General features: G+C 55.7%; 22 protein-coding genes. 12 read left to right on the forward strand and 10 right to left on the reverse strand.

The window, feature by feature from the left end; all coding sequences use genetic code 11:
- Nucleotides 1–164 precede the first annotated feature (164 nt).
- Both ychH and V5P19_RS04080 read left to right on the forward strand, forming a co-directional pair.
- Nucleotides 165–440 (forward strand): stress-induced protein YchH, encoded by a 276-nt coding sequence (gene ychH, locus V5P19_RS04075; protein ID WP_013096227.1) that lies wholly within the window; start codon nucleotides 165–167, stop codon nucleotides 438–440.
- Nucleotides 441–560: 120 nt separating this feature from the next.
- Nucleotides 561–1,619, forward strand: coding sequence for a MerR family transcriptional regulator (locus V5P19_RS04080; protein WP_334400368.1), 1,059 nt, complete (start codon nucleotides 561–563; stop codon nucleotides 1,617–1,619).
- Here V5P19_RS04080 and dauA read toward each other — a convergent pair.
- The 4 genes from dauA to lolB form a co-directional block, all read right to left on the reverse strand.
- Nucleotides 1,605–3,284 (reverse strand): C4-dicarboxylic acid transporter DauA, encoded by a 1,680-nt coding sequence (dauA, locus tag V5P19_RS04085; RefSeq protein WP_334400369.1) that lies wholly within the window; start codon nucleotides 3,282–3,284, stop codon nucleotides 1,605–1,607. The two genes, V5P19_RS04080 and dauA, sit on opposite strands and share 15 nt — an antisense overlap.
- A gap of 124 nt (nucleotides 3,285–3,408) precedes the next feature.
- Nucleotides 3,409–4,356 (reverse strand): ribose-phosphate diphosphokinase, encoded by a 948-nt coding sequence (prs, locus tag V5P19_RS04090; protein ID WP_003856663.1) that lies wholly within the window; start codon nucleotides 4,354–4,356, stop codon nucleotides 3,409–3,411.
- Between the two features lie 126 nt (nucleotides 4,357–4,482).
- A complete protein-coding gene (gene ispE, locus V5P19_RS04095; RefSeq protein WP_334400371.1) occupies nucleotides 4,483–5,352 on the reverse strand; it encodes a 4-(cytidine 5'-diphospho)-2-C-methyl-D-erythritol kinase in 870 nt (289 codons plus the stop codon).
- Nucleotides 5,349–5,960, reverse strand: coding sequence for a lipoprotein insertase outer membrane protein LolB (gene lolB / locus V5P19_RS04100; RefSeq protein ID WP_334400373.1), 612 nt, complete (start codon nucleotides 5,958–5,960; stop codon nucleotides 5,349–5,351). The genes ispE and lolB overlap by 4 nt, the downstream gene beginning before the upstream one ends.
- Nucleotides 5,961–6,161: 201 nt before the next feature.
- Between lolB and hemA the strand changes: the two genes are divergently transcribed.
- Genes hemA through kdsA form a run of 6 tightly spaced genes read left to right on the forward strand, consistent with a single transcriptional unit; the run spans nucleotide 6,162 to nucleotide 11,465 of the window.
- Nucleotides 6,162–7,418, forward strand: a complete 1,257-nt coding sequence (hemA, locus tag V5P19_RS04105) for a glutamyl-tRNA reductase (RefSeq protein ID WP_334400375.1) — start codon at nucleotides 6,162–6,164, stop codon at nucleotides 7,416–7,418.
- A gap of 41 nt (nucleotides 7,419–7,459) precedes the next feature.
- The gene (prfA, locus tag V5P19_RS04110) at nucleotides 7,460–8,542 is read left to right on the forward strand and encodes a peptide chain release factor 1 (protein ID WP_334400377.1); all 1,083 of its coding nucleotides are present in this window, start codon (nucleotides 7,460–7,462) and stop codon (nucleotides 8,540–8,542) included.
- Nucleotides 8,542–9,372: a peptide chain release factor N(5)-glutamine methyltransferase gene (gene prmC / locus V5P19_RS04115; protein ID WP_334400379.1), complete on the forward strand. Its 831-nt coding sequence runs from the start codon at nucleotides 8,542–8,544 to the stop codon at nucleotides 9,370–9,372. The genes prfA and prmC overlap by 1 nt, the downstream gene beginning before the upstream one ends.
- Nucleotides 9,369–9,761: an invasion regulator SirB2 gene (sirB2, locus tag V5P19_RS04120; RefSeq protein WP_334400381.1), complete on the forward strand. Its 393-nt coding sequence runs from the start codon at nucleotides 9,369–9,371 to the stop codon at nucleotides 9,759–9,761. Before prmC ends, sirB2 begins: the two co-directional genes overlap by 4 nt.
- A 3-nt stretch (nucleotides 9,762–9,764) precedes the next feature.
- Nucleotides 9,765–10,574: an invasion regulator SirB1 gene (gene sirB1, locus V5P19_RS04125; RefSeq protein WP_334400383.1), complete on the forward strand. Its 810-nt coding sequence runs from the start codon at nucleotides 9,765–9,767 to the stop codon at nucleotides 10,572–10,574.
- A 36-nt stretch (nucleotides 10,575–10,610) separates the two neighbouring features.
- Nucleotides 10,611–11,465, forward strand: coding sequence for a 3-deoxy-8-phosphooctulonate synthase (kdsA, locus tag V5P19_RS04130; RefSeq protein WP_253377495.1), 855 nt, complete (start codon nucleotides 10,611–10,613; stop codon nucleotides 11,463–11,465).
- A gap of 52 nt (nucleotides 11,466–11,517) precedes the next feature.
- Here the strand turns inward: kdsA and chaA are convergent, their stop codons facing one another.
- Complete coding sequence (gene chaA / locus V5P19_RS04135) at nucleotides 11,518–12,618, reverse strand: sodium-potassium/proton antiporter ChaA (RefSeq protein ID WP_334400388.1); 1,101 nt, start codon at nucleotides 12,616–12,618, stop codon at nucleotides 11,518–11,520.
- Between the two features lie 270 nt (nucleotides 12,619–12,888).
- Between chaA and chaB the strand changes: the two genes are divergently transcribed.
- Together chaB and V5P19_RS04145 are read left to right on the forward strand one after the other, a co-directional pair.
- Entirely contained in the window at nucleotides 12,889–13,119 is a 231-nt protein-coding gene (gene chaB / locus V5P19_RS04140; protein ID WP_334400390.1) for a putative cation transport regulator ChaB, read from the forward strand.
- A 177-nt stretch (nucleotides 13,120–13,296) separates the two neighbouring features.
- Nucleotides 13,297–13,992 (forward strand): gamma-glutamylcyclotransferase, encoded by a 696-nt coding sequence (locus tag V5P19_RS04145; protein ID WP_334400392.1) that lies wholly within the window; start codon nucleotides 13,297–13,299, stop codon nucleotides 13,990–13,992.
- Between the two features lie 30 nt (nucleotides 13,993–14,022).
- Here V5P19_RS04145 and V5P19_RS04150 read toward each other — a convergent pair whose 3' ends face one another.
- The 3 genes from V5P19_RS04150 to V5P19_RS04160 all read right to left on the reverse strand — a co-directional run bounded on the left by V5P19_RS04150 (nucleotide 14,023) and on the right by V5P19_RS04160 (nucleotide 16,700).
- Nucleotides 14,023–14,262: a hypothetical protein gene (locus tag V5P19_RS04150; RefSeq protein WP_334400394.1), complete on the reverse strand. Its 240-nt coding sequence runs from the start codon at nucleotides 14,260–14,262 to the stop codon at nucleotides 14,023–14,025.
- 193 nt (nucleotides 14,263–14,455) lie between these two features.
- The gene (locus V5P19_RS04155; protein WP_334400396.1) at nucleotides 14,456–16,240 is read right to left on the reverse strand and encodes a methyl-accepting chemotaxis protein; all 1,785 of its coding nucleotides are present in this window, start codon (nucleotides 16,238–16,240) and stop codon (nucleotides 14,456–14,458) included.
- Nucleotides 16,241–16,346: 106 nt separating this feature from the next.
- Nucleotides 16,347–16,700, reverse strand: coding sequence for a DsrE/DsrF/TusD sulfur relay family protein (locus V5P19_RS04160; protein WP_334400398.1), 354 nt, complete (start codon nucleotides 16,698–16,700; stop codon nucleotides 16,347–16,349).
- A 374-nt stretch (nucleotides 16,701–17,074) separates the two neighbouring features.
- Between V5P19_RS04160 and V5P19_RS04165 the strand changes: the two genes are divergently transcribed.
- Nucleotides 17,075–18,481 (forward strand): YchO/YchP family invasin, encoded by a 1,407-nt coding sequence (locus V5P19_RS04165; protein ID WP_334400400.1) that lies wholly within the window; start codon nucleotides 17,075–17,077, stop codon nucleotides 18,479–18,481.
- 2 nt (nucleotides 18,482–18,483) lie between these two features.
- On the opposite strand, the gene narL is transcribed toward V5P19_RS04165, so the two are convergent.
- Nucleotides 18,484–19,134, reverse strand: a complete 651-nt coding sequence (gene narL / locus V5P19_RS04170; protein ID WP_028018756.1) for a two-component system response regulator NarL — start codon at nucleotides 19,132–19,134, stop codon at nucleotides 18,484–18,486.
- Nucleotides 19,127–20,923 carry a nitrate/nitrite two-component system sensor histidine kinase NarX gene (narX, locus tag V5P19_RS04175; RefSeq protein WP_334400403.1) on the reverse strand — a complete coding sequence of 599 codons (1,797 nt, stop codon included), beginning with the start codon at nucleotides 20,921–20,923 and terminating at the stop codon, nucleotides 19,127–19,129. Before narX ends, narL begins: the two co-directional genes overlap by 8 nt.
- Nucleotides 20,924–21,232: 309 nt before the next feature.
- On the opposite strand from narX, the gene V5P19_RS04180 reads away from it, so the two are divergent.
- The gene (locus V5P19_RS04180; protein WP_334400405.1) at nucleotides 21,233–22,630 is read left to right on the forward strand and encodes a NarK family nitrate/nitrite MFS transporter; all 1,398 of its coding nucleotides are present in this window, start codon (nucleotides 21,233–21,235) and stop codon (nucleotides 22,628–22,630) included.
- Nucleotides 22,631–22,754 lie beyond the last annotated feature (124 nt).

Here is a 22,754-nt window from a genome sequence, read left to right on the forward strand (position 1 = left end):
ACCATTAGAAATTCAAGTTGTTCAATGTCTTATTTGTAAACTTTTGTCTTGGCGTTATCCGTAAATGTGATCATTCACGCAACTCATATAAGCGGCGTTGTCTATACTTTACACACAAGGAATAGGGACTTATTCCCTACAACCCAAAGTTCCGGAGGTGACACATGAAACGCAAAAACGCTTCGTTACTCGGTAACGTGCTGATGGGGTTGGGGCTGTTCGTGATGGTAGCCGGTGTGGGTTATTCAATTCTAAACCAATTGCCGCAGCTTGACCTCCCGCAATACTTCGCGCATGGCGCGGTGCTGAGCATCTTCCTCGGTGCAGTGTTGTGGCTCGCCGGTGCGCGCGTGAGTGGTCATGAGGAAGTGTGCGACAAATACTGGTGGGTGCGCCATTACGATAAACGATGCCGCCGTGACCAGCATAAGCACAGCTAGTACAAACGGTAATAACAGCGAAACGACTCCTTAGCGAGTCGTTTTTTTTTGCACGACGGCTTGACCCTCACGTAACGTAAGGTCCCAGAGTGACGCCACTGGCATAGAAAAGGAGCAGTTATGTTGATTCAGGTGGGGGAACTGGCGAAACGCGCCGGGATCACCGTACGCACATTGCATCATTACGAACAAACAGGGTTATTGCTCCCTTCTGCCAGAAGCGCGGCAGGTTACCGGCTTTACACTTTGGCGGATGTACAGCGTCTGCATATGATTCAGGCGCTGGCTAAAGCGGGGCTGGAACTGGCTGAAATTAAGGATTTTCTGGAACAGGGGTCGCTTTCGTTACCCGAGCTTCTCGATGCGCAAATCAGCCTGCTGGATAAACAGCTTCGCAGCATCCACACGCTGCGCGACAGGCTGATGGACTTGCGTACCGGGCTCCTGGCGGATGAGACACCCGATCTGGAATCCTGGCTACAGACTCTGGAGTTAATGACTATGTACGATCGTTGGTTTAGCAAAGAAGAGTTACAGCAATTGCCGTTTATTGTGCAGAAGGATGCGCTGGCGGCCATTTGGTCGGGTCTTGTGGCAGAGGCACGAACGCTGATGGCGCATAACGTCGACGTTTCTGAACCACAGGCGAGGGATCTGGCGACACGCTGGATGGAACGTCTGGAGCAGGATACCGCTGGCAAGCCTGATTTTCTGACGCGTCTGAACGAGATGCACCGCGTAGAACCGCAGATGCGCGAGCAAACCGGGATCACGGCGGAAATGACCGACTACATCACCCGGGCATTTGCCGAATCGAAGCTGGCGATCTGGGAGAAATACCTTACTCCTGAAGAGATGGCCTTTACCCGGGCACATTATTTTGACCGCATGATGGAGTGGCCGCCGCTGGTGACAAAGCTGCATCAGGCTCAGCGCGAACATCTTCTCCCTGACAGTGACGACGCGCAAAAGCTGGCCCAATACTGGCTGACCTTATTCCAGTCCTATGCGGGAACCCACCCCGAGACGCAGCAAAAATTTCGTACGGCTATGCAGCAAGAGCCGCATCTGATGAAGGGGACGTGGATGACGCCTGCCGTGCTCGACTGGCTACAGCAGGCGATAGGGGTGATGATGCAGAGACGCTTCTCTGCATCAGAGAGGTCACAGATCCGCTAACGCGGCGTCGCGATTAGGATAAAAAGCAAGTCGGCCAGGGATGGGCTGTACGCCAGCGCGCGCCATGGTACGCAGCGGCTGAAATTCCAGATTACTCACCCGCAGCTCGCAGCCTTCCGGCAGACGTGCAACAAAGCGCTGGAAGGCATCGAGTCCGCCGGCATCGAGCACCGGTACGGCGTCCCACTTGAGCACCACGACCCGCTTACCCGCAATGCGTGACTCCAGATCGCTAAATAACCCTTCTGCTGCTGCGAAAAAGAGCGGGCCGATCACGCGCAGCACCAGCACATCGTCAGGCACATCAACGTTGACCGGCGAAAGCCGCGTCATCTGGGCAATGCGGCGCATAAAGAGCAGCGAAGCAAGCACGATCCCGACGCTGATGGCGATAACCATATCGAACAGCACGGTCAAGGACATACAGATGAGCATCACGATGATGTCGTCTTTCGGGGCGCGGCGCAGCAGGTTCACGACCTTGTGCGCCTCGCTCATGTTCCAGGCCACCATCAGCAGCAGTGCGGCCATTGCCGATAGCGGAAGCCAGGAGAGCAGCGGAGCGAGGATGAGCAGGGCGAGGATCACCAGCACGGAGTGGATCACCGCCGAGACCGGAGACGTTGCCCCGGCGCGCACGTTTGCGGCAGATCGGGCGATCGCCGCCGTGGCCGTGATGCCTCCGAAGAATGGCGCAATGATATTGCCCAACCCCTGGCCGACCAGCTCGCTGTTCGCTTTGTGCTTGGTGCCGGTCATACCGTCCAGCACTACGGCGCAGAGAAGCGATTCAATCGCCCCCAGCATCGCCATTGAGAAGGCTGCAGGCAGCAGAGCGCGCAGCGAGTCCCAGCTTAGGGTGAAGCTGGAGCCGGGCATGTCCCATGGCAATACCAGTTGGGGTAATAGCTGCGGAATGCCGCTGCCCTGTGAACCGTCGGCGAGCACATAGTGGAATTGGGAGCCTATAGTCGCCACATGGCCGCCGAGTAAGTTAACAATAGCCATCACCGCACAGCCTAGCAGCAGCGCGGGCAAATGGCCTGGCAGGCGAATGCCCAAACGGGGCCAGAGGATAAGCGTCCCCAGCGTGACGAAGCCGATCGCCGCATCACCCAAATTTGCGGTCGGCAATGCCATAATCAGCGCGCCGACTTTTTGCAGGTAGTGTTCGGGAACATGAGCAAGCTGCAGGCCCAGGAAATCCTTGATTTGCATGGTCCCGATGGTGATGCCAATCCCGGAAGTGAACCCCAGCGTCACGGAAAGGGGAATATATTCAATCAACCGACCAAAACGAGCCAGGCCAAACAGAATGAGAAAGACGCCGGACATCAGGGTGGCAACCAGCAGGCCTGCCAGACCAAACTGCTGCGAAACGGGGTAAAGGATCACCACAAAAGCGGCGGTCGGCCCGGAGACGCTGAAGCGCGAGCCGCCCGTCAGGGCAATAACAATCCCGGCCACGGCTGATGTGTACAGACCGTATTGCGGCGCAACGCCGCTGCCAATGGCCAGCGCCATCGCCAGCGGGATGGCAATGATGCCGACCGTGATCCCGGCAATCAGGTCACGAAGGAAGCGTGACGAGGTGTATTTCTCATTCCAGCATGCGTCGATGAGGGCGCGAAAGGGCAGAACATGTGAGGAAGTTACATTTTTCACAATTATCACTCATCCGTGTGCGCATCATCTGTCATATGAATGGCAGGTGAAGGAGGCATTAATCATACAAATAAAACCCAGAGACAAAAAAACCCGCCGCAGCGGGTTTTTCGGCCGTGTTCGATTAGTGTTCGAACATTGCAGAGATGGATTCTTCGTTGCTGATACGACGAATCGCTTCGGCCAGCATCCCGGACAGGGTCAAAGTACGTACGTTAGGCAGTGCTTTGATTTCATCACTCAGTGGGATGGTATCGCACACCACAACTTCGTCAATAACGGAGTTGCGGAGATTATTGACCGCATTACCGGAGAAGATCGGGTGAGTCGCATAAGCGAATACGCGCTTGGCACCACGTTCTTTCAGCGCTTCTGCTGCTTTGCACAGCGTACCGCCGGTATCGATCATGTCATCAACCAGCACGCAGTCACGGCCAGCAACGTCACCGATGATGTGCATCACCTGAGACACGTTGGCGCGTGGACGGCGTTTGTCGATGATAGCCATGTCGGTATCGTTCAGCAGCTTAGCGATAGCACGGGCACGTACCACGCCGCCGATGTCTGGAGAAACCACGATCGGGTTGTCCAGGTTCAGCTGCAGCATGTCTTCCAGCAGGATTGGGCTGCCGAATACGTTATCAACCGGAACGTCGAAGAAGCCCTGGATCTGCTCTGCGTGCAGGTCAACGGTCAGAACGCGGTCAACGCCAACGCTGGACAGGAAGTCAGCGACAACTTTGGCCGTGATTGGCACACGCGCGGAGCGGACGCGACGGTCCTGGCGGGCATAACCAAAGTAAGGGATTACAGCAGTGATACGACCTGCAGAAGCACGGCGCAGGGCGTCGACCATAACAACCAATTCCATCAGGTTGTCGTTCGTTGGAGCACAGGTGGACTGGATGATGAAAATATCACCACCGCGTACATTTTCGTTAATTTGTACGCTGACTTCGCCGTCGCTAAAGCGACCTACAGCGGCGTCGCCGAGGGAAGTGTACAGGCGGTTGGCAATACGTTGTGCTAGTTCCGGGGTGGCGTTACCAGCAAAAAGCTTCATATCAGGCACGAGAAGAACCTCAGGCATGCGTCCAGTGGTGGATAGCGTTCGCCGCAAACTGTGCGGGGCCAGGCGAATGCTATCCAGGCGGTGTATTAAAGAGCGCGATGCAACGTCTGGAACAGGGTGACGTTGTCACCGAAACTCAGTCTGCGCCAGAATGGCTTGCTGTAGGGGGGAGATGTTCATCCCGCGTGCTACAAAACCATGCAGCCAAACCGGCGCTTGCTCAAGCACCTGACGAGCGGCGGATTCGGTGTCAAATTCAGCAAAGACACAAGCCCCTGTGCCAGTCAGGCGCGACGGCGCGTATTCTAACAGCCAGGAAAGCACCGCATCAACCTCGCGAAAACGTTTTCTTGCGATATCCTCGCAATCGTTGCTGAATTCACAATTTAATAACGTTTCTATTGACCGCACCGGGGTATTCCGTCGCAGGTCAGGATCCTTGAAGATAACCGGAGTCGGAATGCTTACGCCGGGGTGGGCGACCAGATACCATTTCTCCGGCGGTTCAGCCGGGGAGAGGATTTCACCGACCCCTTCAGCAAACGCCGCATGACCACGGACAAACACCGGCACGTCAGCGCCCAGGGTTAACCCTAAGGTCGCCAGTTCATCTTGCGAGAGGCCGCAGCCCCACAGATGATTTAGCGCAACCAGGACGGTGGCTGCATTTGACGAGCCGCCGCCGAGGCCGCCGCCCATTGGCAAGCGTTTCTCAATGCGTATATCGGCTCCGCTTCCTGCAGGCAACCGCCCGGCGTCCGCTGCCGCTTTCATCAGCAGACGCGCGGCGCGCACGATGAGATTATCCTCATGCGCCACGCCTTCAACGGGCGTCAGCAGGCGAATCTGACCGTCGTTACGTAGTTCAATGGAGATCGTGTCGCCATAATCGACAAACTGAAACAGCGTTTGCAGGGTGTGATACCCGTCAGGCCGCTGCCCGGTAATGTATAAAAACAGGTTCAGTTTTGCCGGAGAGGGCCAGTGGGTCATCATTTAACGATCCAGTTGTCCATTTTCAGTTTGATGCGCTGGCTACCCTGGGTCAGCTCCATATTTGACGGCAGCGACGGTGTCGTTTTGCTGTCATAGGCGCTATAGACCACTTTCCAGCTTTTTCCGTTCTGCGCGTAGTTCACCTGGTTCAGACGGTATTGATCGTCCAGCGTGTAATCCGTGGCGTCACCCGGCAGGCCGAGGATCCACTGGCGCAGGCTGTTGAGTGGAATCGGCATCCCGGTCAGCTTGCCGATCATCTCTTCAGCATCGGTAGCGGTGTAGTGCTGGCCTTTGTTGTCAGTGATCTGCGCTTCACCAGGTTTCGCGATGAGCTCCAGCTCGGTACTGCCCAGTGGGTTCAGCAACAGAAGACGATAGTTATCTTGCCCCGTTTGCTGCCAGAAGAAGCGGGCATAAACCTTTTGCTCGTCAGAGAGGTAAGCAAAGGCACCTCGGGTCTGGTACTGGCTTAAATTACGCACGTCCTGCTGATGCTGACGCCACTGCGGGGAATCGGGACTTTTGCCCGGGCCTTTTGGTTGGGTGACGGTACACGCGGTCAGAACCAGGGCTGCCAGCGGCAGCAGGCGAATCAGTCGGGTCATAATGAGGACAAATCCTTGAGATACGTTGCAGTTATAATGGTTAATGCTAGCGTCCCACAGTGTCACCGTCTACGTTCAAATTATCTCAAAGCGCTATCTAACCTATTACTCCGAAAGGGGGCGGTCTCTTTTATTGATCTCGCGCATCCTGTATGATGCGTCCTGCTAACCTTATTAACGCTGGTACTACTCCCGCTCAACATGACCCTATTAGCACTCGGTATCAATCACAAAACAGCCCCGGTTTCGCTGCGAGAGCGTGTAACGTTTTCGCCAGAGACGCTCGACCTGGCGCTGGACAGCCTGCTTGCACAGCCGATGGTGCAGGGTGGCGTGGTGCTGTCGACGTGCAACCGTACCGAACTCTATTTAAGCGTTGAAGAGCAGGACAACCTGCACGAAGCGCTGATCCGCTGGCTATGCGATTACCATAATCTCAACGAAGAAGAGCTGCGCAACAGCCTGTACTGGCATCAGGATAACGATGCGGTCAGTCATCTTATGCGCGTGGCGAGCGGTCTGGATTCGCTGGTGCTCGGCGAGCCGCAGATCCTTGGCCAGGTGAAAAAGGCCTTTGCCGATTCGCAAAAAGGGCATCTGAAAGTCAGCGAGCTGGAACGTATGTTCCAGAAGTCATTCTCCGTGGCTAAGCGTGTGCGAACCGAAACCGACATTGGTGCCAGTGCGGTTTCCGTTGCTTTTGCAGCCTGTACCCTTGCGCGTCAAATCTTCGAGTCCCTGTCGACCGTCACGGTATTGTTGGTTGGCGCGGGCGAAACCATCGAGCTGGTGGCGCGCCATCTGCGCGAACACAAAGTGAAAAAGATGGTTATCGCAAACCGTACCCGCGAACGCGCGCAGGTTCTGGCGGACGAAGTGGGTGCCGAGGTGATTGCGTTAAGCGACATCGATGAACGCCTGAAAGAGGCGGATATTATCATCAGCTCAACCGCCAGCCCGTTGCCGATCATCGGTAAAGGAATGGTCGAGCGAGCGTTAAAATCACGCCGTAACCAGCCGATGCTGCTGGTGGATATCGCCGTTCCCCGCGATGTCGAACCGGAAGTGGGCAAGCTGGCTAACGCCTACCTCTACAGCGTGGATGACCTGCAAACCATCATTTCGCATAACCTTGCTCAGCGTAAAGCGGCTGCGGTTCAGGCGGAAACCATTGTTGAGCAGGAAACCAGTGAGTTTATGGCCTGGCTGCGCGCGCAAAGCGTCAGCGAGACTATCCGCGAATACCGCGGGCAGGCAGAGCAGGTGCGTGATGACCTGACTGCCAAAGCGCTGGCTGCCCTCGAACAGGGTGGCGACGCACAAGCAATACTGCAGGATCTGGCGCGGAAACTGACCAATCGCTTGATCCATGCACCAACCAAATCTCTTCAGCAGGCAGCCCGGGACGGGGATGATGAACGCCTGACTATTCTGCGCAACAGCCTCGGGCTGGAATAGCGCCCTATACCCATTTTCTATTACAAGGTGCATTTACGCCTATGAAGCCTTCTATCGTCGCTAAACTGGAAGCTCTGCACGAGCGCCATGAAGAAGTACAGGCGCTCCTCGGTGATGCCGGGACCATTGCGGACCAGGAACGTTTTCGCGCGCTGTCGCGTGAATATGCGCAGTTGAGTGATGTTTCTAAATGCTTTACCGACTGGCGTCAGGTCCAGGAAGATATCGAAACCGCGCAGATGATGCTCGACGACCCTGAAATGCGCGAAATGGCGCAGGAAGAGCTACAGGATGCGAAGGTCCGTGCTGAAGAGATGGAGCAACAGCTCCAGGTGCTTCTGCTGCCGAAAGATCCTGACGATGAACGTAACGCGTTTGTGGAAGTGCGTGCCGGTACCGGCGGAGATGAAGCGGCGCTGTTTGCCGGCGACCTGTTCCGCATGTACAGCCGCTACGCCGAAGCGCGTCGCTGGCGCGTGGAGATCATGAGCGCCAACGAAGGCGAGCATGGCGGCTTTAAAGAAGTGATTGCCAAAATCAGCGGTGACGGCGTTTACGGTCGACTGAAATTTGAATCCGGCGGTCATCGCGTGCAGCGCGTTCCGGCAACCGAATCGCAGGGGCGTATCCACACCTCCGCCTGTACGGTTGCGGTTATGCCAGAGCTGCCGGAAGCAGAACTGCCGGACATCAACCCTGCCGACCTGCGCATCGATACCTTCCGTTCCTCGGGCGCGGGCGGTCAGCACGTTAACACCACCGACTCGGCAATCCGTATTACCCACTTGCCTACCGGCATTGTGGTGGAATGTCAGGACGAACGTTCGCAGCATAAAAACAAAGCCAAAGCACTCTCAGTGCTCGGCGCGCGCATCCGTGCTGCAGAAGTGGCGAAACGTCAGCAGGCAGAAGCCTCAACCCGCCGTAACCTGCTGGGCAGCGGCGACCGCAGCGATCGTAACCGGACCTATAACTTCCCGCAGGGTCGCGTTACCGACCACCGCATCAACCTGACGCTGTACCGTCTGGATGAAGTGATGGAAGGCAAACTCGATATGCTGATTGAGCCAATCGTGCAGGAATACCAGGCCGACCAGCTGGCGGCATTGTCCGAGCAGGAATAATGGATTTCCAACACTGGTTACGCCATGCCACCAGTGCGCTTTCAGAAAGTGAAAGCCCTAAGCGCGACGCCGAAATTTTGCTGGAGCATGTGACGGGGAAAACCCGCACGTATCTGCTGGCTTTCGGCGAAACGGTGCTGACTGCTGAACAGGAAACGCAGCTCGCGGCGCTGCTTGCCCGGCGACAAAACGGCGAGCCAGTGGCGCATCTGGTCGGCGAGCGCGAGTTTTGGTCGTTACCGCTGTACGTCTCAGCGGCCACGCTGATCCCGCGTCCGGACACCGAGTGTCTGGTGGAGCAGGCGCTGGCGCGACTGCCGACGGAACCCTGTCACATTCTCGATCTCGGCACCGGCACCGGCGCGATTGCGTTGGCGCTGGCCAGCGAACGCCGGGACTGCGACGTCACCGCCGTTGACGTGATGCCAGACGCCGTGGCGCTGGCGAAGCGTAACCTGGAGCGTCTGGGTTTACGCAATGTCACTGTGCTGCAAAGCAGCTGGTTCAGCGCACTGCAGGACCGCACCTTCGGAATGATTGTCAGTAATCCGCCGTACATCGACGAACACGACCCGCACCTTGCGCAGGGTGATGTGCGTTTCGAACCGCTGACCGCGCTGGTCGCCGCCGATGAAGGCTTAGCCGATCTTGAACACATTGTGACAACGTCACGAGAACATTTACTGTCCGGCGGCTGGCTGCTGGTAGAGCATGGCTGGACGCAAGGAGAGGCCGTGCGTGCCCTGTTTACTCGCGCCGGGTACACCAGGGTGGAAACCTGCCAAGACTACGGTGGCAATGAGCGCCTGACGTTGGGGCAATGGGCATGAGTCTGTATAGCGTGCTTATTACCATTCATCTGATCGCCGTCGCGCTGACCATCGGTTTTTTTGTCGTCCGTTACGGATGGCGCTACAGCAATAATCCACTGATCGACGCCCGCTGGGTACGTATTGGACCGCACTGTATTGATACGGTGTTGTTCCTCTCCGGCGCCGGATTAATGTGGAAGACGGGCTATCTGCCATTTACTGATAAAGGCGCATGGCTGACTGAAAAGCTGTTTGGCGTTATCATCTATATCGTTTTGGGTTTTATCGCGCTTGGGCGTCGCCGCCCGCGCAGCCAGCAGACCGGTTTTATCGCCTTTCTGCTGGGTCTGGTGGTGCTGTACATCATCATTAAACTCGCCACCACAAGAATACCGTTACTGGGGTAAGTCATGAGGTCCTTAGCCGATTTCGAATTTAATAAAGTGCCGCTTTGCGATGGCATGATCCTGATTTCGGAGATGATTCGCGACGATTTTACGTCGCAGTACGTCATCGACGAGCTGGAAAATCTGGTCAGCCTGGCGCGTGAAGAGATTAATCAAGCGCGTCCGCAGGACTGGCAACTTGAGAAGCTGCTTGAACTTTTCTACGGCGAATGGGGTTTCTGCGACACGCGTGGCGTATACCGCCTGTCAGATGCGTTATGGCTGGACCAGGTCTTAAAAAATCGTCAGGGCAGCGCCGTTGCGCTGGGTTCAATTTTACTGTGGGTTGCGCACCGACTGGATATTCCTCTGGTGCCGGTCATTTTCCCAACGCAGATGATCCTGCGCGCGGAGTGGCTGGACGGTGAGATGTGGTTAATCAATCCATTTAACGGTGACACGCTGGATGAGCATACGCTGGACGTCTGGCTGAAAGGCAACATCAGCCCGGTGGCAGAGCTCTTCAACGAAGATCTTGACGAAGCGGATAACGCAGAAGTGATCCGTAAGCTGCTGGATACGCTGAAGTCCGCGCTGATGGAAGAGCGGCAGATGGAGCTGGCCCTGCGTGCCAGTGAAGTGTTGTTGCAGTTTAATCCGGAAGATCCGTACGAAATTCGCGACCGCGGCCTTATTTATGCGCAGCTCGACTGCGAGCACGTGGCGCTGAACGATCTGAGTTATTTCGTCGAGCAGTGCCCGGAAGATCCGATTAGCGAAATGATTCGCGCGCAGATCACCGCGATCTCGCACAAACAAATTACACTGCATTAATCTTAATTCCGATTCACACCTGAATAAGGCGATCCTATGAAACAAAAAGTGGTTAGCATTGGTGATATCAAGGTAGCAAACGACCTGCCGTTCGTGCTCTTTGGCGGTATGAACGTGCTGGAATCCCGCGATCTCGCTATGCGCATCTGCGAGCACTACGTGACCGTGACCCAGAAGCTGGGCATCCCGTACGTGTTTAAAGCCTCTTTTGACAAAGCCAACCGCTCCTCTATTCACTCTTACCGTGGCCCGGGCCTGGAAGAGGGGATGAAAATTTTCCAGGAGCTGAAGCAGACGTTTGGCGTGAAGGTGATCACCGACGTGCATGAAGCCTCTCAGGCGCAGCCTGTGGCGGACGTGGTAGACGTGATTCAGCTTCCGGCATTCCTGGCACGCCAGACTGACCTAGTAGAAGCGATGGCGAAAACCGGTGCCGTCATTAACGTGAAAAAACCGCAGTTCGTGAGCCCTGGCCAGATGGGTAACATCGTCGATAAGTTTATCGAAGGCGGTAACGATAAGGTGATCCTGTGCGACCGCGGTGCGAACTTCGGTTATGACAACCTGGTTGTGGATATGCTGGGCTTCAGCGTGATGAAGAACGTTTCTAACCAGTCTCCGGTGATCTTCGACGTGACCCATGCCCTGCAGTGCCGTGACCCGTTTGGCGCAGCCTCTGGCGGCCGTCGTGCACAGGTTACCGAGCTGGCGCGTGCCGGTATGGCAACCGGCCTGGCGGGTCTGTTCATTGAAGCGCACCCGGATCCGGCCAACGCAAAATGCGATGGTCCATCCGCGCTGCCGCTGGACAAGCTCGAGCCGTTCCTGAAGCAGATCAAAGCGATTGACGATCTGGTGAAGAACTTTGACGAGCTGGATACCAGCAACTAATAAAAAAACCCGCTTCGGCGGGTTTTTTTATGAAGAATGTCTCCAGATGGGGCTATGCAAATATCGTCATTAAATAGGCAATAAACAGCGCCATATGCGCCGCACCGTTCAGCACGTTCGTGCGTCCGGTGGAGAACGAAATCTGGCACAGCAGCAGTGACGCCACCATCACAATCATCTCTGGCGCACCCAGCGCGAAATGCAGCTCATTACCGGTCATAAAGGCAATCAGCGTCACCACCGGAACGGTCAGTGATATTGTCGCCAATACGGAACCGAAGAACAGGTTCATTGCGCGCTGTACCTGATTGTTCAGTACCGCCTTCAGCGCGCCTAGCCCTTCCGGTGACAGAATAAGCAGTGCGACCAGGAAGCCGGTAAACGCCACCGGCGCGTTCAGCTCGGTGAGCAGCGTCTCCAGCGGGTTAGCGTTCATCTTGGTGACGGCAATAACCGCAATCAGATGTACGATCAGCCAAATGGTATGCCAGGCGCTGCTGTGTGCTGATGGCTTACCGTGGTGCGGGTCGTCATCGTCGCCATCATCTTCATGCTCATAAACAAACAGGCTCTGGTGCGTCTTGGTTTGAATCAGCAGGAATACGCCGTACATGGCCGCAGAAATCAAGGCCACCAGCAATGCCTGGGCAGTGGTGAAGTTTGCGCCCGGCAGTGCCATAGGGAAGACCAGCACAATAATGGCCAGCGGGAACAGGGCGATTAAATACTGTTTAATGCCAAACAAATTCATGTACTGGGTCGCAAATTTGCGACCACCCAATAACAGCGAAAAACCAACCAGGCCGCCCGTCACAATCATAATAATGGAATAGAGCGTATCGCGCATGAGCGTTGGCGCGGCGTCGCCGGTTGCCATCAGGGCAGAAATTAAGCTGACTTCGAGAATAACAACGGAAAGGCTAAGAATGAGTGAACCGTACGGCTCGCCCAGACGGTGGGCTAAAACATCCGCATGGCGAACCACGCTAAAGGCACTGGTTAAAATACCGACCAGCGCAATAATATTGATACCAACCACCACTGGCAGTGACTGACTGCTTCCCCAGAAGAGCAGCACAGCCAGTGCCAGAACCGGGAAAATGAGCGACGACTCCTTGTGGCGGGTCTTTACCGCCTCGTGTGCTGCTGTCATGTGTTTCTCCATCAATGCAGGTGCTTGTAATTATAGATAGAATTTTAAGGACAATAAACTAACAGATCTCGGTTAGCTAGCCTTAAAAGTTTACTTAATTTTACGGTAATTAGAATTTTCTTATTATGAGGTCCATAATATCAACTCTTCTCTGAATAGTTGTTAAATTACATGTAATTAATGATATGAATAATGCATAGCTTTAAACAAGGTGGCGTGATTGAACGGCATCGACCACACTTATCTCTTTAACAAAAAAAGAGGTTTAGTATGCCATACAAAACGAAACGCGAATTACCAGACAGCGTACAGCACGTACTGCCCGCCCACGCTCAGGATATCTATAAAGAAGCCTTTAATAGCGCCTGGGATCAATATAAAGATAAGCACGATCGCCGGGATGATGCCAGCCGCGAAGAGACGGCGCACAAAGTCGCCTGGGCGGCAGTAAAACATGATTATGAGAAAGGAGACGATGATAAATGGCACAAAAAGAAATAGCTGCCAAATAATGCGCTGCCTTCATTTTGACTTTTCAGGCGGTTGAACTTCTGTTGTATTGCAACTGGCCTGTGAATTGCTTATCGTTATTTTACTGCTGGCAAAATGACCAGCACTAAATGCAAGGAAGGCGAATTACAGATGTCGCAAGGAAGCATGCAGTGGCGGAGGTGTAATGTGTTAACGCGTGATTTCTTAATGAAGGCAGATTGTAAGACGGCATTTGGTGCTATTGAGGAATCGCTTCTCTGGTCGGCTGAACAACGTGCGGCATCGCTTGCCGGCACGCTGGCGTGCCGGCCGGATGATGGCCCGGTATGGATTTTCGGCTACGGTTCGCTGATGTGGAACCCGGCTCTGGAATTTGTTGAATCGGCCACGGGTACGCTCCCAGGCTGGCATCGCGCGTTTTGTTTGCGCTTGACCGCCGGACGCGGCAGCGCGTGTCAGCCGGGACGTATGCTTGCACTGAAAGAGGGCGGTCGCACCACGGGTGTGGCATACCGACTGCCGGATGATTCTCTGGAAGATGAGTTAACGCTGCTCTGGAAACGCGAAATGATCACCGGCTGCTACATGCCAAGCTGGTGCAAGCTGGAACTCGACGACGGCCGAACCGTCAATGCGCTGGTGTTTATCATGGACCCGCGTCATCCGCTGTATGAAGCAGATACCCGCACGCAGGTTATCGCGCCGTTGATTGCGGCTGCCAGCGGGCCGTTAGGAACCAATGCGCAGTATCTCTTTTCCCTCGATCAGGAGCTGACGCGACTCGGTATGAAGGATGATTGCCTGAGCGAGCTGGTGGTGAAGGTGAAAGCGCTGCTGGAAGGGCCGGTGCGGAATAACCCGCTGCGCCCGGGCTTTGCCTGATAATACGCCCGGCTGACCGGGCGCTATTATTTATGCGGCAACGTAGCTGACTGAATGCTCCAGCGACTGGCTGTGGCTATCAATCAGAACATCCCATGTGCCGGTATAAGGCACGGTAATCCATGCCTTATCATCCTGCACGGTCAGAATATCTGCCTGCGACTGCTTTTGTGCTTTTGAACTCATCAGATGAATGCGGCAGCGCTCTGAGCAGCGCACCACCACAGTATCCCCGCCAAACAGTTTCAAACTTGTTTTAACCCGTGCCATTTTTTACCCCGTCGATTTTGCCCATCCCGAGCGTGATATTGTTCACAAATTACTCATGGCATAACACCAAAGGGGAGGGTAAGGGATGATGATTTTGATCAAAAAATGGCATAACGTTTAAACAAAAATGACAAAATTCCTGAAACCTTTCAGCTGGCGCGCGTTTTGCCTGCTGTCGCGCGCCAGCATAAGATTAAATGCGGAAATGCCCTGCGGTTTCAGCAAGGTCGCCCGCCTGACTTTGCAGCGCACCCGCTGCGGCGGCGGATTGCACCACCAGCTCGGCGTTCTGCTGCACCATCCTGTCGAGATGGGTCACGGCATGGTTAATCTCGTGGATACCCTTCATCTGCTCGCTGGTGGCAATGGAGATTTCGCGCATGATGCCCGACACGCTACCGATGCTGGAGCGGATCTCATCCATGCTCTCTCCGGCCAGATGAACGTAGCGTGACCCGGTTGCCACGCTGTTGGTTGTGGAATCGATCAGCGTTTTGATCTCTTTGGCTGCCTGAGCGCTGCGGCTGGCCAGATTACGCACTTCACCCGCCACCACCGCAAACCCACGGCCCTGTTCCCCGGCGCGTGCCGCTTCTACCGAGGCGTTGAGCGCCAGGATATTGGTCTGGAAAGCAATACCATCTATCACGCTGGTGATATCGCCAATCTTCGCTGAAGCCACTTCGATAGACTGCATGGTGCTGATGGCTTGCGAGACCACCTCACCGCCGCGTGAGGCTGCGGCAGAGGCTTTGCTTGCCTGATCGTTGGCTTCTGCCGCAGAGGCATTCGACTGCGTGACTGACGCGGTGATCTCTTCCACGGCGCTGGCCGTTTCGCGCAGGCTGGAGGCCGCCTGCTCGGTACGCCCGGAAAGGTCCTGGTTCCCGGCTGCAATTTCCTGCGCGGCATTTTTCACCGAGGCGCTTGCGTCGCGCAGCTGCACCATCACAACCGAAAGCTTATCGCTGAAGGCGTTAAACGCCTGGGCGATTTGCGCGACTTCATCATCTCCGCTGTCCGGCAGACGTTGCGACAGATCGTTGGTGCCGTTGGCTATGTTATGCATCGCGTCACGGATTTCCGACAAGCGTCTCAACAGGCGGGCTATCAGGAAGTGCACAATCGCGCCGCTCAGCAGGGCCAGTACGATCAGCGAAAGCGCCGAGGCCTTCAGGAGGGCGCGCATGCCGGAGGTGGCATCGTTTTTATCGAGCGCGACGATCAACATCCAGTGCGTACCCGGCACCGCGGTGGCAATGAAGGTTTTTTTGACCCCGTTGAAGGTTCCGTCAACGGGGTTTCCGCTTTTCAGCGCCGCAAAGTCTGTCCCCTTGAGCACCTCGGCAAGCGGCTTCAGGGTTAACGCCGGATCGTTTGCCGCAATGACGCTCCCCTCGCTGTCAACCAGCAGGCCGCTGCTTTCAGGTGTCGGATGGATACCTCGTACGTTAGCCACTACGCTGTCCATGGCCACATCGCCTGCAACCACCGCTTTCAGCGTGCCATTCTCTTTTACGGGGACGGCAAAGGTCACCACCAGCTTCGCGGTGCCTGCATCAACGTAGGGCGCGGTCACTACCGGGCCATCGGTATTCATCACCTGCTGATACCAGGGGCGAACAGTGGGATCGTAATCTGCAGGAACGCCTTCCGGATCGGAGAATTTCGCCGTTTTGCTGGCATAGCCAACGTAGACGTTAGTGAATCCACCGGCCAGGGCGAGCTGTTTAAACACGGGAACCGGGTCATCACTCAGCGCAACGGTTTGCGCAGAGGCGATAACACTCATTTTGCTGTTAACCCAGTCGGCAATCGCCATGTTATGACTGGCGCTGGTGCTGGTGAGAATATCGCGCTGCGACTGCTGATTATCCTTGCGGGTGACCTGGAAGTTGATCACGGTGTTAAGAAGAAGGGCGACGACCAGACAGCCTGTCGTCGCGGCAATGATACGTGCGCGAATGGATCTGAACATAAGTGAAAACCCTGCTGTGTTGTTTCCATGCCTATCGGCAAGCTCGCAGGTAAACTTGATGCTGAAACCGCTTCCATAAGAAAATAATATTTTTACGAGTTTATTATTAAAAAGTTAATACTTTATCGGCGGTCAGAGTCCAGTCGGCCAATTCCACGAGCGTACCAATTTCTACGCCGTCAATCAGCGGTAGCCCGGTAATGCCGCGCCCGTCAGTGCAGGTCTTGCACAGTTTGACCGGCACATTCTGCGCCGTCAGGATCTCCAGCATTTGCTGAATGTTATACCCCTCTGCGGGTTTTTGTCCCTTCAACCCGGCGGTGACCGCGTCCGACATTAAAAAGAGGCGTAACACGAGCTCGCTGTCTTTATCCCGCAGGGCAATCGCCAGGCGCAGGCTATTAAAGAGGGACTCGCTGCCGTAAGCCGCACCGTTGGCGACGATCACGATGTTCTGCATGTTGACTCCTGTTATTTAAAAAGCACGAATATTGCTTTGTTATCCCGAGAATGACGATCCGGGAGAGTAAGCATGACGCTGATGGCGGGCAGTTTGCCTGCGGCAGCCGAAGGGGGCCAGCGTGCATGATTGATGCGTCAGGCCTCGCTGAGTATTGCCGCTCAGCTCAACGACAGCATTGACGATCCGCAAATAGCGGGTCGTTTTGTTTAACTTTACCGTTTGATGCAGGGTAAGAGCTGGTGCCCCGGTACTGCTTGCTGACCGACATTCAGTTTATTCCGGAAAATTCCCGTTAGGGCTGCAAAAGGCGATGAATAACGTTAAGGTACCCAGTCTTATCACGTAAGCACCGGGTATTTCTTACGACGTTAATGATTGCCTCATTCCCTCTTCGCTCGCTGTTTTTACTCTCCCTTTTTACGACCGGAGCCGTTTACGCTGCGCCCAATTCTTTTATGCATCAGGCGCAAAATCCGTTTGATAACAACGGTGACGGTCTGCCGGATCTTGGCCTGGCGCAGCCAGCGTCACAAAGCGAAAAACACCTTGCGGAGATGGCAAAAGCCTTTGGCGAAGCCAGTATGACCGATAACGGCCTGACCACCGGCGAGCAGGCGCGCCAGTTCGCCTTTGGTCAGGTGCGTGATGTGGTGAGCGGGGAAGTTAACGACACGATTGAGTCCTGGCTTTCGCCCTGGGGGAATGCCAGCGTGAACTTGCTGGTGGATGACGACGGGAAATTCAACGGCAGCAGCGGAAGCTGGTTTCTCCCCTGGAACGATAACAATCGCTATCTGAGCTGGAGCCAGCTAGGGCTGACGCAACAAGCTGACGGGCTGGTGAGTAATGCTGGCGTTGGGCAGCGCTGGATCGCCGGGAGGTGGCTTCTGGGATACAACACGTTTTACGACAACCTGCTGGATGAAAACCTGCAGCGCGCGGGGCTGGGCGCGGAAGCCTGGGGCGAGAATCTGCGGCTGTCGGCCAACTACTATCAACCCTTCGCGGGATGGCGCGACGGCTCGGACGTTCAGGCGCAGCGCATGGCGCGCGGGTATGATATTACCGCCAAAGCCTGGCTACCCTGGTTTCATCACCTGAACACCAGCGTCAGCTTCGAACAGTATTTTGGCGACAACGTTGACCTGTTTAACAGCGGCACCGGCTATCACAACCCGATGGCGGTCAATCTGGGTCTCAACTATACCCCTGTTCCGCTGGTCACCCTGACGGCCGCCCATAAGCAGGGCGAGAGTGGGGTGAGCCAGAATAACCTTGGGCTGAAGCTGAACTATCGCTTTGGCGTACCGCTGGTCAAACAGCTTTCCTCCAGCGAAGTGGCCGCGGCGCGATCCCTGCGCGGCAGTCGCTATGCTTCGCCAGAGCGGGAGAGCCTGCCGGTCATGGAGTTCCGTCAGCGTAAAACGCTATCGGTCTATCTAGCGACGCCGCCGTGGGATCTGAAAGGGGGCGAAACCGTGATGCTGAAGCTGCAAATACGCAGCACGCACGGTATTCGTCAGCTGCACTGGCAGGGGGATACGCAGGCGCTGAGCCTGACGTCGCCCGCAAACAGCGCCAGTGGGGACGGCTGGAGCGTGATTATGCCGGCCTGGGACGATCGCGAGGGGGCGAGCAACCGCTGGCATCTGTCGGTGGTGGTAGAAGATGAAGACGGGCAGCGCGTCTCTTCCAATGAGATCGCACTCGCTGTGGTGCAACCGCTGGTCGCGCTACCCAACGACGATCCACGCTGGAAGCTGCTGCCGGATGAATAACGTCAGAAAATGCGTTCCTGGTGAACCCATACGGCGGCTTCGACGCGGGATTTTAACTTCATTTTCTTGAGCATATGCTTCACATGGACTTTGACCGTGCTTTCGGTGATGTCCAGGCGGCGGGCAATCATTTTGTTTGGCAGGCCCTGGGCAATCAGCTTCAGGATATCGCGCTCGCGCGGGGTAAGCTGGCTGACGTCACGATCGGAGGTGGCGCGGTTTGCACGCAGGCTGGCGGCCAGTACGGGCGTTAATGCCTCGCTCAGCACCATCTCGCCTGCGGCCGCCTGTTGCAGCGCCTTGAGCAGATCCTCTGGCTCCATGTCTTTCAGCAGATAGCCGTCCGCGCCGCGTTTCAGCGCCGTGACCACATCCTCTTCATGATTCGAGACGCTAAAGACCACCACGCGGCCAGAGAGCGATTTTTCACGCAATTTGTCGAGCGTTTCCAGACCGTTCATGCCGGGCATGTTCAGATCGAGTAAGATCAAATCAGGATCGAGGGCTTCGGCAAGCTCAATACCCTGCTCGCCGTTGCTGGCTTCGCCAACAACGGTAATATCTGGTGCCATACTGACCAGCTGTTTTACGCCCGTGCGCAGCATCGGATGGTCATCGATCAACAGGATTGATGCCGGTTCCTGATTAGTCATGGTTTTCTCCTTGAACAGTTGTTAGCGGTTTTTCGGGTATGAAGGTGACCTCAACTTCCGTGCCACCTGCCTCTCGCCGTCGAACCTGGCAATCCCCGCGCAGGCTTTGCGCGCGGTCTCGCATGATAATTAAACCGTAGTGGTTAGTGCGTTCTGCATTTTCCGGTACGCCGCAGCCGTCGTCCTGAACCTTGAGCTTCACCTGATTCTGGTGCTGGCTGACGGTGACCGTCACCGCCGTCGCGCCAGCGTGCTTGAGCACGTTGCTCAGGGCTTCGCGGGCGATCTGCAGTAAATGAATGGCCTGGTGCGAGGGGACAAAGCGCGGCGGCAGCTGGTAGTCCAGCCTCACCGGAAAGCCCAGCCGGGCGCTAAATTCGTTGCAGCTGGATTCAAGTGCAGGACGCAGACCCGGCTCGGTCAGCTGCAGGCGGAAGGTGGTCAGCAGCTCGCGAAGCTGCACCCAGGAGGTATTCAGCTCGTTGCGGATCTGGCTCAGCAGCTGCTTATTGCTATCCGGCATTGCCGCGTCCTGCATCTGCAGACAGCTCACCTGCATTTTCATACAGGAGAGGGACTGGGCGATAGAGTCATGAAGTTCGCGGGCGATGGTCGCGCGCTCTTCCATAACAATCAGCTGCTGCTGCTTTTCCTGATGCCTGTCGAGTGCCAGCGTCGCGGTCAGCTGTTCCACCAGCGTATCCACCAGCTGCTGCTGGTCGTGGCTGAGATGGCGCCCGGCGGGCAGCGTGGCCAGCAGAATACCGTACTGGGTATGGCTATCCGTCAGCCGCCATTTAAGCGTGGTTCCGCTGGTGGCGAGCGGCGGTAAGCCGCGCGGGCAAAGGTGACAGCCTTTGTCATCGCAGGACATATCCGACTGGCAGGTGAATTCCTGATGATTTTCTTCATCTTCGACGTCATATACCCGCAGCTCGAGATCATGCAGCAACGTCAGATTTTGCAGGCCGTTGAGCACCGGCGAGAGGCGTTCACACAAGGGCACCTGCATATGAAGGCGGCGATTCGCCTGCCACAGGAACGAAAGAATTTCGTTTTTTTGCTCAAGGCCGGCCGTTTTTTCCTGGACCCGTTTTTCCAGTACCGCATAGCTTTCGGACAGCTCTTCGGACATGGTATTGAGCGCCTGACCCAGCATGGCCATTTCGTTACGGCCGCTGATGTGGGCGCGCTGGGTAAAATCTCTGTTCGCAACGGCGCGGGCCATCGCCAGCAGCTGTTTCCACGGGTTCAACAATCTTGCGCGTAGCCAGATGATGGTGAAAATCAGCAGCAGGCCCATAAACAGCGCCATCACCCGGTGAACCATCACCACGCGGTCAATACGTAACTCGGTGGTGTGATCGAACGAGGAGACCAGCGCATCAATGCGGGAAACGAAGCCGGCAACGTCCTGCGCGACCGTTTCGGCCTGCTGTGCCTGCCGTAATCCCGGCTTCAGCTGCGTGTGCCAGTAATTTTGCAACGATTTCAGCTGATACTCTTGTCCGTCGCGGGTCGCGGCTCTTTCCAGCTCGGGGCTGAACGCGGTACGTTCCATATCGTCAATAAGCGGCTGGTCTTCCTGCGTTAACGGAACCGACGCCAGTAGACGATAACTCTGCATACGTAGCGAGCCTGCCTCGTTGATGGCATGAGCATTACCCTGTACGCCCTGTACCAGCCATCCAGAAATAGCCATGCCGGTCACACCGATCGCGGTGGACAGCATAACAATAAGGGCTAGCTGGCTAACCAGCGTTAATGGAGATAAACATCTTTTCAACATAGGGTTGCCGGGCTCCTGACGTGGCCTGCTTGCAGGAATGGCGCTATTCTCGTGCATACCCTGGAGTATACCCATACCAATAAAGGATTACCTCTAAATTGCCAGTGGGGTAAGAGCAAGGGGGAGGGAGGTTCAGGTAAGCTTCAGCACCGTGAAAAACCACACCTTTTTTACCCCTTATGTCTACTCACTAAGAGTGAGGGCTTTTTTCACGCCGCAAAACCACCTACTTTTCCTTTGATTTATATCAACTTACCGCCGCCCTAAAACCCTAATGTTTGCAGCATCTTTCAAGAATCAGAGGTGTCTATGAGTCACTCATCCACTCCCGAAAGGGAACGTGGTTCCGTTATTACAGAATGGCGTCCGGAAGATCCGGCTTTCTGGCAACAACGAGGCCATCGCGTTGCAAGTCGTAACCTGTGGATTTCCGTTCCCTGTTTGCTGTTAGCGTTTTGCGTATGGATGTTGTTCAGTGCCGTGGCGGTTAACCTGCCCAAAGTCGGTTTTAGCTTTACCACGGACCAGCTGTTTATGTTGACAGCGCTGCCGTCTTTATCGGGAGCGCTTTTGCGTGTGCCTTACGCCTTTATGGTGCCGGTGTTTGGTGGTCGTCGCTGGACGGCATTCAGTACCGGTATCATGATCGTACCTTGCGTATGGCTCGGTTTTGCCGTGCAGGATACCTCTACGCCGTTTAGCGTATTCGTGATTATCTCTCTGCTGTGCGGTTTTGCAGGGGCTAACTTTGCCTCCAGCATGGCAAATATCAGCTTCTTCTTCCCGAAAGCGAAGCAGGGTGGCGCGCTGGGCATCAACGGTGGCCTGGGCAACATGGGCGTGAGCGTGATGCAGTTGATTGCTCCGCTGGCGATCTCGGTCTCTATCTTTGCGGCGTTTGGCGGCGGCGGTGTTGAACAGGCGGATGGCTCTTATCTGTTCCTGCAAAACGCGGCGTGGATTTGGGTGCCTTTCCTGGTGATCTTCACCCTGGCATCCTGGTTCTTTATGAACGATCTGTCGGCATCAAAGGCCTCGCTTAGCGAGCAGCTGCCAGTTCTGAAACGCGGACACCTGTGGGTAATGGCGCTGCTGTATCTGGCGACCTTTGGCTCATTCATCGGCTTTTCTGCCGGCTTCGCCATGCTGTCGAAAACCCAGTTCCCGGACATCCAGATCCTGCACTTTGCCTTCTTTGGTCCGTTTATTGGCGCATTGGCACGTTCCGTGGGCGGCATGATTTCGGACCGCCTCGGCGGGACGCGCGTGACGCTGGTGAACTTCGTGGTGATGGCTGTCTTCTGCGCGCTGCTGTTCCTGACGCTGCCAGCCGAGGGGCAGGGCGGTAATTTCATCGCCTTCTTCGGCGTGTTTATGGTGCTGTTCCTGACGGCCGGGCTGGGGAGCGCCTCCACGTTCCAGATGATCTCGGTCATCTTCCGTAAGCTGACCATGGACCGCGTGAAGGCGCAGGGTGGCAGCGAGGAGCAGGCGATGCGCGAAGCGGCAACCGATACGGCTGCGGCGCTGGGCTTTATCTCTGCGATTGGCGCTATCGGCGGCTTCTTTATCCCGAAAGCGTTCGGTATCTCCCTCGACCTGACCGGCTCTCCGGCAGGGGCAATGAAAGTGTTCCTCGTGTTCTATATCGCCTGCGTGGTCATTACGTGGCTGGTATATGGCCGTAATACTAAGAAAAATAAGTAAGTTTGATTATCCGTTTGCGCGGCCTCAGTGCCGCGTTTTTTTTATATCCCTATTAGTTACAACATACTTACTGGTTCTCCCCCATCGCCGCCACGGGTAACACTGCGATCGCCATCGCATTGCA

The sequence above is a fragment of the Enterobacter sp. UNJFSC 003 genome, assembly GCF_036903355.1.
Classification (GTDB): Bacteria; Pseudomonadota; Gammaproteobacteria; order Enterobacterales; family Enterobacteriaceae; genus Enterobacter.